This window comes from Chelatococcus composti (assembly GCF_014201415.1).
Lineage (GTDB): Bacteria > Pseudomonadota > Alphaproteobacteria > Rhizobiales > Beijerinckiaceae > Chelatococcus_A > Chelatococcus_A composti.
The window spans coordinates 16,707-30,619 of record NZ_JACHEH010000005.1; the positions used below are offsets into that span (position 1 = coordinate 16,707).

The window sequence follows — 13,913 nt, forward strand, 5'->3', positions numbered from 1 at the left end:
TGTCCTCAGGCAGCAGCCCGGCCGTCGATCTCGCCACGCTCGATGGTGATCGTGCGTTCGGCGAAATGCTTCAGCAGGGCGGGATTGGATTCGGTGATGATGAGAGAGAGCGTGCGGTCGGCATCGCGCAGGGCGCGCAGCGCCTCGGCGTAGCGATTGGCAAGAACCGGCGCGAGGCCCTGGAAGGGCTCATCGAGCAGCACCAGCCGCGTGCCGAGCATGAGGGCGCGCCCGAGCGCCACCATCTTGCCCTGCCCGCCGGAGACGGAGCCGGCCGGCCGCTCGGCGAGCTGGGCGAGCTCCGGCAGGATGGCGTAGACGCGGTCGAGCCGGCGCTTCGTCTCGGCCGCCGACAGCCGCGCAACGCGGGCCGGCAGCAGGATGTTCTCGGCAATCGAGAAAGCGGAGAAGAGCCGCCGGTCCTCGGGCGCATAGCCGATGCCGAGGCCCGGGCGCTCGTGCGCCGGCACGGCATCGATGGGCCGGCCGTCGAGACGGATCGAGCCCGTGTAGTCGATGAGGCCCATGAGGGCGCGCAACGTCGTCGTCTTGCCCGCGCCGTTGCGGCCGACGAAGGCGACCGTCTCGCCCTCGCCGACGCGGAAGGCGACGCGCCGCAACACGGGCGTGCCGGCGATGGAGACCGAGATGTCGGCAAGTTCCAGCATCGCATCAGCCTCCGATCACCGTGCGCACGACCTCAGGGTCGTTGAGGATCTCTGCCGGCGGGCCCTGGCGGCTGATGGTGCCGGCGCTCCACACGGCCACGCGGTTGGCGTAGCGGGAGACCATCTCCATGTCGTGCTCCACGAAGACGGCCGTGACCGCCCGCTCCTTCAGCGCGGCGACCAGCGTGTCCATGATGGCGAACTTCTCCGACGAGGCGACACCCGAGGTCGGCTCGTCCATCAGCAGCACCTCGGGCTTGAGCGCCAGGGCGAGCGCGATGTCGACGAGTTTGCGCTTGCCCTCGGGCAGCTCGCCCGCCTTGCGGTCGGCGACGTCGGCACAGTCGACGAGGGCGAGCAGGCTCTCCACGTCGCCGCGTTCGGGAATATCGGCAAGTCGCGCGAAGGGGGCGAAGCGCCGCGCCGCGGACGCGGCGGCGATCAGCATGTTCTCGCGCACTGTCTGCTCGAGGAAGAGCTGCGGGATCTGGAAGGCCCGGGCGATGCCGAGGCGCGTGATGGCCCGGGGCGAGGAGCCGAGAATGTCGCGACCCTTGAACTGCACGGTGCCGCGCTGGGGCTTCAGATAGCCCGTGCAGATGTTGAGGAAGGTCGTCTTGCCTGCTCCGTTGGGCCCGATGATGGCGAGGTGATCGCCGGCGAAGACATCGAGCGAGACCCCGTCGGCCGCCACGACGCCGCCGAAGCGGATGGCAATGTCGCGGACAGAGATGAGCGCGTTCATCGGCCGCCTCCCACGATGCGGAGGGGCCGGGCATCACGCGCCGACGCGGCGTCCGGCGCCGCCTCCGGCGAGGCAGCCCCGTGCCGCGCCGATGCGCTGGTGATCCGGCCCCACAGCTCGGCCGCCATGCCGACGATGCCCCGCGGGGCAAAGAGGATGACGGCGAGCAGGACGATGCCGAGCGTCATCTGCCAAGTGTCACCCACATAGGCGGCAGCGGCGGAGCGGATGAACTCGTAAACGAAGGCGCCCGCCAGCGCGCCGGCAACGTGGCCGGTGCCGCCGAGGATGGCGACGAAGACGAACTCGCCCGAGCGCACCCAATAGGCATAGTCGGGTGTCGCGATGCCCTGGACGGCACCGACGAGGGCGCCGCCGACGCCGGCGAGCACGGCCGATGCCACATAGGCGACGAGAAGCACGAGCCGGGCTGAGATACCGAGATATTCGACGCGCGTCTCGTTCGACTTGATGGCCTTCAGGGCATGGCCGAGCGGGCTGTCGAGAAAGCGCGCGCCGCCGTATAGCGCGAGTGCCAGGATGGCGAGCGAGACATAGTAGAGCACAGTCTCGTAGTCGCTCCGCTCCATCGCCGCGCCGAGAACCGCGGGCCGCGCGATGCGCAGCCCGTCCGAACCGCCGGTGATGTGGATGAACTTGTCCAGCATGGAGAACAGCACCATGGAGAAGGCGAGGTTCAGCATGCCGAAGAAGATGTAGCGGTAGCGCACCACGAAGACGCCGATCACGAGGCCGGCGAGCAGCGAGGCAAGCGCCGCCGCGGGAAGCAGCAGCGCCAGGTCCCCACCCGCCATGGCGCGGCCGATGAAGCCGATGGTGTAGGCCCCCACGGCGAAGAACATGGCATGGCCGAAGGACACCTGCCCCGCCTGCAGCAGCAGGATGATGCCGAGCACGGGCAGCGCCTTTGCCCAGACGATGGTGAGAAAGCTGCCGGACGAGCCCGTCACGAGGGGATAGGCGATGGCCGCGAGGGCGGCGACGGCAAGGGCAGTGCGGCGGAGAGAGCTGTGGGTCGCCATGGCTCAGATCTTCCGTGCCGTGGCTTTGCCGAAAAGGCCCTCAGGCCTCACGAGAAGGACGAGCACCATGATGAGATAGGGCATCAGCACCTCGAGCTCGGGAGCGAAGAAGACGGCGAAGGAGCGGCCGAGACCGATGGCGAGCGCCGCCACCGCCGTGCCTTCGATCTGGCCGAGGCCCGCCGTCGCAGCGACGGCGAAGGACAGCACGATCATGTCCGCCCCCATGCCAGGCAGAATGGAGGTGGTGGGCGCCGCGAGCGCCCCGCCGAGCGAGGCGAGGGTCGTGCCGATGATGAAGGTGATGAGGAAGACGCGGCGCGCGTCGACGCCGATGGCCGTCGCCGCCTCCCGGTCCTCGGTCACGGCCACGATCACGGCGCCGGCAAGCGTGTGGCGCAGGAAGAGGCGCAGCGCCACGAGCACGGCGATGGCGACGAGGGGCAGGAACACCACCTGGTAGGCGGTGTAGGTGATGCCGGCCACGGAGACGTTGCCGAGAAGGCGCAGCGGCTCGCTGTAGAAATAGGGCTGCACGCCCCAGATGAGGCGCTGCGCGTTGTCGAGGATCATGAACACCGCGAAGGTGACGAGAAGCTGCAGTGCCTCCTCGTGCCGGTAGATCCTCTGCAGCAGCAGGCGCTCCAGCGCGCCGCCCACGACAACGCCCACCGCCGCCGCCGCCACGACGAAGAGCGGGTAGCTCAGCCACGGGGAAAGGCCGAGGGCCGTGAGCCCGAGGCCGAGGCTCGCCGCAGCATAGGCGCCGAGGGCATAGAAGCTGCCGTGCGCCACGTTCAGGATACGCATCACGCCGAAGACGAGTGTCAGGCCGACGGCGACGAGGAAGACGAGGGAGCCGTACGCGATCCCGTCGAGGACGGCGAGGATGATGATGTGTGACATCGGACCCGCTGCACCAGGAATGGGAAAGGGGCACCCGGGGCCGTCGCCCCGGGCGGGCAAGTGTCACTTGCCGTGCTTGTATTCCTTGGCCGGCGTCTCGAGGAAGCTCGCGTCGAGCTCCTGGATCCACTCGAGCGAGTTCTTGCCGGGCGGCGCCATGATGGTCTCGGCGTCGAAGATCATGATGTCGTCGATGATCGGGAACGGATACTCGCTGGTGGTGCGCGTGACGCCGATGAGCTGCGCCTCGAGGCCCTGGTTGTCGGGCCGGATGGTGATGGGCCGCCCGTAGCCGCGGAACTGCAGCCCGCTCATGGCATCGACGACCTTCTCCCGGTCCGGAAAGGCGCCGCCGTTCGCGGCCGCAGCCTTGTCATACGCTGCCTCAAGCGCAGCGAAGGCCTGGGCCATGTGGAAGGCGGGATAGATCGGATAGGAGCCGGTCCGCTGCTTGAACTCCTCGACGAAGCTCTTGAAGTCCGCATCATCCTTGTATTCGGGATGCAGGAAATAGTGGTCGCCGCGGGCGCCCACGATGACGCCGTCCGGCAACTCGCCGGCGAGCCGCTGCAGCGAGGATTCGGCGAGCGGCAGCACGAAGGTCGACATGCGGAACAGGCCGCGCTGGTTGGCCTGCCGCACGAAGGTGTCGAGGTCCCCGCCCCAGGAGGTGGAGAGGATGACGTCCGGGCGGGCGGCGAGAAGCCGCGAGATCTCCGCCGAGAAGTCGGGGGCGCCGAGCTTCGGAAAGAGCTCCGCCACCACCTGCACGTCCGGCTTCAGTTTCTTGAGCGCGGCCGAGAACAGCTCCCAGCTGTCGCGGCCCCAGGCGTAGTCCTGGTTGACAACGGCGATGGTCTTGAAGTCGGGCTTCTTCTTGAGGAGGTAGAGCAACGCCGCCATCATCTCCGGCGTCGCATTGGCCTGCGAGCGATAGTTATAGCGGTGCTTGCCCTCCTCGAAGATGCGCTGCGTGCCGCAGTCCCACAGCAGGTTGAGCATCTTGAGGTCCTCGGCAAGCGGCGCGAGGTTGACGCAGCTGCCCGAGGAGATGGCCGCCATGGTGACATCCACCTTCTCGTTCTCCACGAGACGGCGGTATTCGTTGGTCAGCGTCTCGGCGCCGGCGCCCTCGTCGATGAAGTAGAGCTTCACCGGCACGCCCTGGAGGCCGCCCTTCTTGTTGATGCGGTCGGCCAGCAGCTCGGCCGCCTGCTTGCCCGGCACGCCGAAGACGGACGCCGCGCCCGAGGTGAAGGTGGCGATGCCGATCTTGATCTCGCTCGGCTTCTGCTGCGCCAGAACGGGCGCCGAAAGCATGAGCGACAGTCCGAGCCCGGCCGCCAATGCGGCCCACTTTCCGCCTTGTTTCACGGCTGTATCCTCCCTAGTGACGACGATGCCGGCCTCTTCCGGGCCGTGTAGTCGGTATCCCAAACGCTCGGGGAGTTTCGCGTTCAAAGCAAAGACAGAGTTGCTTTGGCCGGTATAAGCAAATGTTCTTGGTGGCCTCTTGCCGGCACCGAGCTGGAAGGTGAGCTTATAGCGCGGATATTGCTTCTGTATTGGCCCCCCTTTAGCAGGACGGCGCAGGATGGCAGCAAATGCCCGGGGAGGACCCATGCCGAGGCCGTTGAGCGGACTGTTGGTCGTGACGCTGGAACAGGCGGTTGCCGCACCCTATGCCTCGTGCCGGCTCGCCGACGCCGGCGCGCGCGTCATCAAGCTGGAACGGACCGAGGGCGACTTCGCGCGCGGCTACGACCGCTTCGCCAAGGGTTCCTCGTCCTATTTCGTCTGGCTCAACCGCGGCAAGCAGTCCTGTCGTGTCGACCTGCGCAATCCGGCAGATCTGGCGCTGGTGCGGGCGATGCTGGCGCAGGCGGATGTCTTTATCCAGAACCTCGCGCCCGGCGCCACGGAGCGCCTCGGCATCGGCAGCGAGGCGCTGCGCCGCGAGCATCCGCGGCTTATCACCTGCGACATCTCGGGCTACGGCGACAGCGGCCCCATGCGCGACCGCAAGGCCTACGACCTGCTCGTGCAGGCCGAGAGCGGACTTGCCGCCATCACCGGCACGCCCGAGGGGCCGGCACGCGTCGGCGTCTCCGTCTGCGACATCGCCACGGGCATGCACGCCTACGAGGCGATTCTCGAGGCGCTCATCGCCCGTTCCCAGACCGGGCGGGGCACGGGGGTGAAGGTCTCGCTCTTCCACTCCATGATGGACTGGATGAACGTGCCGTGGATCTCGCACGCCTACGGTGGCAAGACGCCGCAGCGCATCGGCCTCGCCCATCCCTCCATCGCGCCCTACGGCATCTTCACCTGCGCGGACGGCGCCTCCTTCCTCATCTCCATCCAGAACGAACCGGAATGGCGGATGTTCTGCACCGATGTGCTGGAGCGGCCTGAACTCCTGGAGGATCCCCGCTTCCGCACCAATAACGACCGCGTCGACAACCGCGCGGCGACCGATGCCGCCGTACAGGAGGCCCTCGGCCGGCTTGACCGCGACACCGTCGTCACGCGGCTCGACCGGGCGCGCATCGCCTACGGGCGCCTGTCCGAGGTAGCCGACATTGGCAACCATCCGCAGGCACGCTTCATCACGGTGGAGACCCCCGGCGGGCCACTGCGCATCTTCTCGCCGGCCGCCACTTTCACCGATGGCGAACGCAGCTACGGGCCGGTGCCGGCCCTCGGCAGCCATGACGAGGCCCTGCGCCGCGAGTTCGGCACCGCCGCCGCAGCGGGCAGGAAGTGATCAGTCCGCCTCGGCGAGGCTCGCGTCCCAGGTGCCTTCGATGACGAGTTGACGCAGGATGTCGTGGCACAGCGTCTCGATGGCTGCGGCCGCAGCCGGAAGTGGCCTGTCCGACGCCGTGGCGATGAAGACCTTGCGCCGGATCTGCGGGCGCGTCAGCGGCCAGGCGCGCAGGCGGCCCGCCGCGCATTCGGCCTTGATGGCCATGGCCGGCAGGATCGAGAAGCCGTAGCCCGATTCGACCAGCGTCTTGATGGGCGCGTAGGAATCGATCTCGGTGTCGGCGTTGAGCGCCGCCCCGCATTCCACCGCCGCCACCTCGTCGAGCAGGTCGCGCAGGCCGTGGCCGGGGCTGGGCACAACGAGCGGCAGCGTGATCGCCCGCGCGTAGTCGATGGGGTCGCGGAACGGCCGGGCATCGTCCAGCGTCGCGTCAGCCGGGCCAAACAGCAGCAGCTCCTCCGACAGGACGTGCTTGAGCTTGAGACCGCGTCCGTCGATGCCCCGATAGAGCACGGCGATGTCGACCTTGCCCTCGCGCAGCCAGTCGAGAATGAAGCCGCTCATCGCCTCGGCCACGCGCAGCTTGATGCGCGGATAGAGCTTCGCCGTCTCCTTGATGAGCCGCGCACTCAGAACCTGGCTGACCGTGCCCGGCACGCCGAAGCGCACCTCGCCCGACGGCGCGTCGCCGTCACCGCGCACCTGGTCCGGCAGGGCGTCGAAAGCCTCCAGGAGACGCCGCGCCTGTGCCAGGAGCCGCTCGCCCGCTTCGGTGAGCTGCACACCCCGCGACGTGCGGAAGAGCAGCTCGGTCTTGAGGTCAAGCTCCATGTTGCGGACGTGCTGGCTGAGCGCCGGCTGGGCGACATGCACACGCTCTGCCGCCCGGGAGAGCGAGCCCTCCTCCGCAATGGCAACGAAATAGCGCAGGTGCCGGATGTCCATGAAAGCAGACGATATAGCACAATCTTATCGGTGCCAGCTTCAAAATATCTTTGCAATATGCCGCTTTGCCGCGCACGGTCGGGCCGCAGCATGAGGGCCGACCCGGCCATGAACGCGAGACCGTCCGGCATGCAGGAAGACACGAAAGAGGCGCTCGACCTTGAACCCATCCGCGCGACGACGCGGGCGTTGTGCGCGAAGTTTCCGGGCGAGTACTGGCGCCGCCTCGACCGCGAGCGCGCCTATCCCACCGAGTTCGTCAACGCCATGGCCGAAGCCGGCCTGCTGGCGGCGCTGATCCCCGAGGAGTACGGCGGCAGCGGCCTGCCGCTCGCCGCCGCCGCGGCGATCCTCGAGGAGGTGCATGCCAGCGGCGGCAACGGCGGCGCCTGCCACGCGCAGATGTACACCATGGGCACGCTGCTGCGGCATGGCAGCGAGGCGCAGAAGAGGCGCTACCTGCCGAAGATCGCGAGCGGCGAGCTGCGGCTGCAGGCCTTCGGCGTGACCGAGCCCGGCGCCGGCACCGACACGCTCTCCATCACCACGACGGCCGAGCGGCGCGGCGACACCTATGTCGTGCGCGGCCAGAAGGTGTGGACGAGCCGTGCCGAGCATTCCGACCTCATGATCCTGCTCGCCCGCACGGCCCCCAAGGGGTCTCTGCCCTCGCGCACGGACGGCCTGTCCGTCTTCCTCGTGGACATGAAGGCGGCACCGCCGGAGCGGCTGCGCATCCGGCCCATCCGCACCATGATTAACCACGCTACGACGGAGGTGTTCTTCGACGAGCTCGAGATCCCGGCTGACTCGCTCATCGGCGAGGAGCACAAGGGCTTCCGCTACATCCTCGACGGCATGAACGCCGAGCGCATCCTGATCGCGGCCGAATGCGTGGGCGACGCCCGCTGGTTCATCGAGAAGGCGACGCACTACGCCAACGAGCGCAAGGTGTTCGGCCGGCCCATCGGGCAGAACCAGGGCGTCCAATTCCCCATCGCCCGCGCCTATGTCGAGCTGCACGCCGCGCGCCTCGCCGTCGCCCATGCCGTCGCGCTCTACGACGCGGGCCGCCCCTGCGGGGCCGAGGCGAACATGGCCAAGCTCCTCGCCTCGGAAGCCTCGTGGCACGCTGCCGACACCTGCCTGCAGACGCACGGCGGCTTCGGCTTTGCCGAGGAATACGACGTGGAGCGCAAGTTCCGCGAGACGCGGCTCTACCAGGTGGCGCCGATCTCGACCAACCTCATCCTGTCCCACGTGGCCGAGAAGGTGCTCGGCCTGCCACGCTCCTTCTGAGGCGGCCATGAGCGACTGGAACGACTGGCTCGGCCGTAGCGAGCGGCGCAGCGACGACATCGTCCGCAGCCCGGCCATGCGCCTCGCCGCTACCCTCGGCGACCTGACCTCCTCCTATCGTCCCGACGCGGCGACCCTGCCGCCGCTGTGGCACTGGCTCTACTTCCTCGATGCGACGCCGCGCGCCGACATCGGGCCGGACGGCCACGCCGCCAAGGGCGGCTTTCTGCCGCCGATCCCCCTGCCGCGGCGCATGTATGCCGGCGGACGGCTGACCTTCCCCGGCGGGCTCGCCTTCGGCGCCCCGGCCGAGCGCGTCTCGACGGTCACCTCGATCGCCGAGAAACGCGGCCGCAGCGGCCCGCTCGCCTTCGTCACCGTGCGCCACGAGATCAGCCAGCACGGCGCCCTCGTCACCACCGAGGAGCACGACATCGTCTATCGCGAGGCGGCCCGGCCCGGTGCGCCGCCTGCGCCGGCGCCGCGGGCGGAACGGGCCGTGGCGGTGGAAGAAACGGTGCAGCCGGACGAGGTGATGCTGTTCCGCTTCTCGGCGCTGACCTTCAACGGCCATCGCATCCACTACGACCACCCCTACGTCACCGGTGTCGAGGGCTATCCCGGGCTCATCGTGCATGGGCCGCTGATCGCGATGCTGCTGTTCGAGTTCGCGCGGCGCACCGAGGGCGGGCGGGACGTGGCAGCCTTCAGCTTCCGCGCCGCCTCTCCCCTCTTCTGCGGCACGCCGCTGCGCCTCGTGCGGACGGACGGGCCGGAAGCGGCTCCCGTCTTCGAGGCCCGCGCCGAGGACGAACGGCTGGTGATGACGGCGACCGTGACCTTCGCCTGATCCGGCCCGGCCGGCGGCTCACATGGCCGCCGCGCTCGCCCGCCCGGCCGGGGCGGCGAAGCACTCGGAGAACAGCCGCCCGACCGGGGCTCCTTTCGCCAGCGCATAGACGGCCTCGATCACCCGTCCCGCCTCGGCCCGCGCCATGCCGCCGAGGGTGAAGAGGTCGAGGGCCTTGCCGGTCAGCTCCTCGCGCGTCAGCGGATAGTCCGGGTCGCCCTTGCAGACGGTGCGCAGCTCCTCCAGCCGCTCGCCGCTCTCGAGCGTGACCGTGACCCGCGCGCCCCAGGCCCCGGGATAGCCGGCGTTGACGGCCTCGTCGAGGCCGAGCGTCGTCTTCGCCCGCAGGCCGGCGAGCCGCTCGCGCGCCTCGCCGCCGAAGCTCGCCTCGGCCACCCTGCCGTCGGCAAGCGCCGCGGCAACGCAATGCTGCAGGGAGAACTTGGCGCCATAGGGCTCCTGCGGCTGCGGCCGGTCGCAGACATCGATGCCGGCGCGGTAGGAGCCGATGGAGACCTCGGCGATGGGCCTGCCGGCGACGCGGCCGTGGAGCGCGATGGCCGCATCGATGGCCGGATGCGTGTGCCGGCAGCACGGCCAGGGCTTGATCGAGGTGAGCGCAAGCTGCCACGGGGCGGAGGGTTCGGCGAGGACGGCGGAGGGATTGGGATCCGGGCAGAGACCGACGAAGAAGCCCTTCTCGCCTTCCAGGATCAAGGCAGGGCCGGTGAATCCCTCGCGCGCCAGCAGGGCGGCGAGCACGCCGGATTCGGCGGCCCGCGCCGTGTGCAGATGCTTGCTCATGGCCCCGGCGGCGAGGAACTCCCACAGCCCGCTCGCCTGCGTGCCGGCATTGCCCAGCGCCCAGACTGTGCGCTCGTCGTCGAGCGAGAGAAGGTGCGCTGCCGCCATGGCCGCGCCGAAGGGCCCGCACGTCGCCGTGTTGTGCCAGACGCGATAGTGGGCCTTGCCGACGGCATTGCCGATGCGGCAGGTGGCCTCGTAGCCGTGGAGGACGGCAGTGAGGAAGGCGCGGCCGTCGGCGTTGCCCGCCTCGGCGAGCGCCGCCGCGGCCGGGATGATCACCGTCCCCGGATGGGTGACGGAAGTGCGGTGAAGGTCGTCGAGCTCGAGGATGTGGGCGAGCCCGCCGAAATGGAATGCCTTGCGGCCAGTGTCGCCGGTGCCCCACGGGGCGACCGCCGCGATGGCCCGCGCCGGCACCGTATCGCGTGCGCCCACGGCGCAGGCGAGCGTGTCGACGACGAAAAGCGCCGCCCGTTCCAGGTCGTCCTCACCGATGGGTCTTGAACGGATCAGGCGAACGAGTTCGGTCGTCAGGCTCATGCACTGTCCTCCCCTTCCCGGCGATGGGAGGCGATTTTTCGCGCGCATGCCAATAGAAGATTGCGATGGCGGCTATCGGCGGGACTTTTGGGCCCGCCGCCGGTCGCGCCGGAGCGTCAGTGCAGGGGCGTCGTCAGGAAGACCGAGAAAAGCCGGCTGCCGGTGGCATCGGTGACGTCGAAGCGCCAGCCGTCCCAGTTCGCGAACGGGTTCTCGTCGCGCAGCTCCTCGATGGCCTGCATGACCTCTATTCGGACCTCGTCGAGGTCTGACCGCTCGAGGCCGCAGTCATCCAGCACGATCTCGCGCCCAGTCGACAGATGGAAATAGTACCGCAATGGCACCTCCTGTCCCGGCGGGCCAAGTGACGTTTTCGGAGCAAGGAAGGACCGAGTGAGGCGAGCCTGCCCTACGTGACATGTGACCTGTCCCTGCGGACGGCGTTGCGGGCGAAGCGCTCGCGCCAGAAGGCGATGGTGCGGGCAAGGCCCTCGCGCAGCTCCACCTGCGGGCGCCAGCCGGTTGCCTTGGTGAAGCGCGTGCTGTCCGCCAGGAGGACGCGCACCTCGGAATTGGCCGGGCGCAGGCGCTCCGTGTCCTGCTCGACAGGCTTGCGCCGGTCCGTCAGCGTCATGAGGAGATCGACCAGCTCCCCGATGGTGATGCCCTTGCCGTTGCCGGCGTTGTAGGGCCGCCCGAACTCGATGTCCGGCGCGCTGCCGATGGCGAGGAAGGCGGCCACCGTGTCTTCCACATAGGTGAAGTCCCGGCTCGTCGAGGTGTCGCCGACACGCACCGTCTCCGCATCAGGATCGAGAATCTGGCGCAGTACCGTCGGGATGACGGCGCGCTCGCTCTGGCGCGGTCCGTAGGTGTTGAACGGGCGCAGGATAGCGACGGGCAGGTCGAAGCTGCGGGCATAGGCCTCCGCCATCATGTCGGCACCGATCTTGGAGGCCGAATAGGGGGACTGCCCCTGCAGGGGATGCGTCTCGGCAATCGGCACCGTGATCGCCGTGCCGTAGACCTCGCTCGTCGAGGTCTGCACCACGCGGCGCACGCGGTGCTCGCGCGCGGCCTCCAGGACGTTGATGAGACCGAGAATATTGGTCTCCACATAGGACTGCGCGGCCGCATAGGAATGGGGGATCGAGATCAGCGCCGCCAGGTTGAAGACCACCTCCTGCTCCGCGAGGAGCCGGCGCACGAAGGCGGCGTCACGCACGTCACCGCGCACGATGCGGATCCTGGTGGCGACATCCGCCGGCACATGGTCAAGCCAGCCGGCGGAATCGAAGGAGTTGTAGAGCGCCAGCGCGGTGACGTCGGCACCCATGAGCGCGAGCCGCTCGGTGAGATGGGAGCCGATGAACCCATCGGCACCCGTCACCAGCACCCTCACGTTCCTGTAGTTCGATGCGTGCGGTTGAGACTGGATGATGTGAGGGCGTTCCATGGCGTGCCTCTTGTCTGGCATGCGCTATTGCAAACGGAGTTCGGGACCATCCGTCACGCCGGCGGCCGCAATGGCGCGTTCCGGCTCGCTGCCGATGCCGAGGATGGCAAGGCAGCACAGGACGATCCACTTCATGTCCGAAACCAGCGTGCGCTCGGGGTAGTAGGAGAGGTCGAGCCTCGCCTTGGCCGGGAACAGCGTCTGCCGGTAGAAGGCGACAGGGTCGACGTCCGGCGGATAGAGCGCGCTCTCGTTGCGGAAGGCCCACTGGCTCGGCCCGAAGATGCCGGGCTTGTGCGCGAGGACGGGCCGGGTCGCGTCGGTGAAGCAGTCCGCGAGTTCCAGGCTCTCCGGGCGCGGGCCGACGACGGCCATCTCACCACGCAGGATGTTGAAGAGCTGCGGCACCTCGTCGAGCTTGCTTTTGGCGAGGAAGCGCCCGACCTTCGTCATGCGGTCGTCGGCCTGCATCGTCAGCGGCAGGGACTTGCCCGTATCGGGCCGGAACTTGCGGAACTTGTACATGCGGAAGTGGCGGCCGCCGACGCCCAGCCGCGTCTGCGCGAACAGGATCGGCCAGCCCGTCTCGGCCACGATGGCGATGCTGACGAGCACGATCACCGGGCTCAGCACGACGAGGCCGAGCGAGGCGAAGACGATGTCGAACAGGCGCGCCAGGCCTGCGGGATAAGAGCCGCTTCGGTTGGTGGTCATGTGCGCCTCGTCAGGTCTGTGGCGGGTGGGCGCCCTGGTCGCGCAGGGCGGCAGCGAGCACCTCGACCACATGCTCGACATCCGCAGGTGTCATCCGGGGATGCAGCGGCAGCGTGAGCTCGCGGCTGGCAAATTCCTCGGTCACCGGCAGCGGGCCGATGTCCGGCCGCTCGCGGTAGAGGGTGAGGCTGTGGACCGGCGGGTAGTGGATCGTCGTCTGGATGCCGGCATCACGCAGCCGCTCGATGACGCGGTCCCGGTCGACGCCGGCCGGCAGGATGGCCGGCATGATATGGTGCGAACAGGCGTGCTCGTCCGAGAAGGGCACGCGCACGTCCGGGCAGGCGTTGGCGATGAGGCGCCGGTAGAGCCGGCCGAAGGCGCGCCGTGTGGCATTCCAGGCCGGCAGGTGGCCGAGCTGGACGAGGCCGACGGCGGCACGCAACTCGTCCATCCGGTAGTTGAAGCCGAGCATGGTCACGTCGTAGTGCGGCGTTCGGCTGTTGAGGCGCGCGAAGGTGCCACTCGTCATGCCGTGGCCGCGCATCAGCCTCACCCGCTCGAGCAGCGCCGGGTCGCGCGCCGTGACGACGCCGCCCTCGCCCGTCGTCATGTTCTTGTTGCCGTAGAAACTGAAGGCGGCGGCATCGCCGATCGTGCCGGGCCCCTCGACGCCGACCGCATGGGCCGAATCCTCGACGAGCAGCAAGCCGTACCGCTCGGCGAGAGCCCGCCACGGCGCCGCGTCCGCCAGGGCGCCGGCATAGTGAACGAGGATCACGGCCTTCGTCCGCTCGTTGCACAGCTCTTCCGCCCGCGCCGGCGAGATGAGCGGCACGTCAAGGGACTCGATGTCGACGAAGACCGGCTTCGCCCCGACATAGAGCACGCTGTTGGCCGTGGCGGCGAAGGTGAGCGAGGGCACCAGCACCTCGTCGCCCGGGCCGATGCCAGCCGCCAGCAGGATGAGGTGCAGTGCCGCCGTGCACGAGCTCACGGCCACGCAGTCCGGCAGGCCATGGGCCGCGGCGAACGCCTCCTCGAAGGCGCGTACCCGCGGGCCCATGGTGATCCAGCCGCTTTCGACGACATCCGACAGCGCCGACTTCTCTTCAGCGCCAAGAACGGGTTCCGATACGAGCAACATTGTCAGCCCCCAAGACCCCGGGC

Annotated in this window: 14 protein-coding genes; 3 read left to right on the forward strand and 11 right to left on the reverse strand. The window is 68.9% G+C overall.

Annotated features, from left to right (window positions below):
* Nucleotides 1–5: 5 nt before the first annotated feature.
* The 5 genes from HNQ73_RS11360 to HNQ73_RS11380 form a co-directional block, all read right to left on the reverse strand.
* The gene (locus HNQ73_RS11360; protein WP_183334996.1) at nt 6–668 is read right to left on the reverse strand and encodes an ABC transporter ATP-binding protein; all 663 of its coding nucleotides are present in this window, start codon (nt 666–668) and stop codon (nt 6–8) included.
* 4 nt (nt 669–672) lie between these two features.
* Nucleotides 673–1,413, reverse strand: a complete 741-nt coding sequence (locus tag HNQ73_RS11365; RefSeq protein ID WP_183334997.1) for an ABC transporter ATP-binding protein — start codon at nt 1,411–1,413, stop codon at nt 673–675.
* Entirely contained in the window at nt 1,410–2,456 is a 1,047-nt protein-coding gene (locus tag HNQ73_RS11370) for a branched-chain amino acid ABC transporter permease (protein WP_183334998.1), read from the reverse strand. The genes HNQ73_RS11365 and HNQ73_RS11370 overlap by 4 nt, the downstream gene beginning before the upstream one ends.
* A 3-nt stretch (nt 2,457–2,459) precedes the next feature.
* Nucleotides 2,460–3,362: a branched-chain amino acid ABC transporter permease gene (locus HNQ73_RS11375; protein ID WP_183334999.1), complete on the reverse strand. Its 903-nt coding sequence runs from the start codon at nt 3,360–3,362 to the stop codon at nt 2,460–2,462.
* Nucleotides 3,363–3,425: 63 nt separating this feature from the next.
* Nucleotides 3,426–4,736 (reverse strand): ABC transporter substrate-binding protein, encoded by a 1,311-nt coding sequence (locus HNQ73_RS11380; RefSeq protein WP_306415753.1) that lies wholly within the window; start codon nt 4,734–4,736, stop codon nt 3,426–3,428.
* 247 nt (nt 4,737–4,983) lie between these two features.
* On the opposite strand from HNQ73_RS11380, the gene HNQ73_RS11385 reads away from it, so the two are divergent.
* Complete coding sequence (locus HNQ73_RS11385; protein ID WP_183335000.1) at nt 4,984–6,129, forward strand: CaiB/BaiF CoA transferase family protein; 1,146 nt, start codon at nt 4,984–4,986, stop codon at nt 6,127–6,129.
* Here the strand turns inward: HNQ73_RS11385 and HNQ73_RS11390 are convergent, their stop codons facing one another.
* Nucleotides 6,130–7,077, reverse strand: a complete 948-nt coding sequence (locus HNQ73_RS11390; protein WP_183335001.1) for a LysR family transcriptional regulator — start codon at nt 7,075–7,077, stop codon at nt 6,130–6,132.
* Between the two features lie 129 nt (nt 7,078–7,206).
* Here HNQ73_RS11390 and HNQ73_RS11395 point away from each other — a divergent pair, with 129 nt between their 5' ends.
* Both HNQ73_RS11395 and HNQ73_RS11400 read left to right on the forward strand, forming a co-directional pair.
* Complete coding sequence (locus HNQ73_RS11395; RefSeq protein WP_183335333.1) at nt 7,207–8,376, forward strand: acyl-CoA dehydrogenase family protein; 1,170 nt, start codon at nt 7,207–7,209, stop codon at nt 8,374–8,376.
* Between the two features lie 7 nt (nt 8,377–8,383).
* A complete protein-coding gene (locus tag HNQ73_RS11400; RefSeq protein ID WP_183335002.1) occupies nt 8,384–9,226 on the forward strand; it encodes an HTD2 family dehydratase in 843 nt (280 codons plus the stop codon).
* Nucleotides 9,227–9,244: 18 nt separating this feature from the next.
* Here HNQ73_RS11400 and HNQ73_RS11405 read toward each other — a convergent pair whose 3' ends face one another.
* The 5 genes from HNQ73_RS11405 to HNQ73_RS11425 all read right to left on the reverse strand — a co-directional run bounded on the left by HNQ73_RS11405 (nt 9,245) and on the right by HNQ73_RS11425 (nt 13,890).
* Nucleotides 9,245–10,573 carry an MmgE/PrpD family protein gene (locus HNQ73_RS11405; RefSeq protein ID WP_183335003.1) on the reverse strand — a complete coding sequence of 443 codons (1,329 nt, stop codon included), beginning with the start codon at nt 10,571–10,573 and terminating at the stop codon, nt 9,245–9,247.
* Nucleotides 10,574–10,689: 116 nt separating this feature from the next.
* Nucleotides 10,690–10,911, reverse strand: a complete 222-nt coding sequence (locus HNQ73_RS11410; protein ID WP_183335004.1) for a DUF6894 family protein — start codon at nt 10,909–10,911, stop codon at nt 10,690–10,692.
* A gap of 71 nt (nt 10,912–10,982) precedes the next feature.
* Nucleotides 10,983–12,029: an SDR family NAD(P)-dependent oxidoreductase gene (locus HNQ73_RS11415; protein ID WP_183335005.1), complete on the reverse strand. Its 1,047-nt coding sequence runs from the start codon at nt 12,027–12,029 to the stop codon at nt 10,983–10,985.
* Between the two features lie 24 nt (nt 12,030–12,053).
* Nucleotides 12,054–12,743, reverse strand: a complete 690-nt coding sequence (locus HNQ73_RS11420; protein ID WP_183335006.1) for a sugar transferase — start codon at nt 12,741–12,743, stop codon at nt 12,054–12,056.
* 10 nt (nt 12,744–12,753) lie between these two features.
* A complete protein-coding gene (locus tag HNQ73_RS11425) occupies nt 12,754–13,890 on the reverse strand; it encodes a DegT/DnrJ/EryC1/StrS family aminotransferase (protein ID WP_183335007.1) in 1,137 nt (378 codons plus the stop codon).
* Between the last annotated feature and the right edge of the window lie 23 nt (nt 13,891–13,913).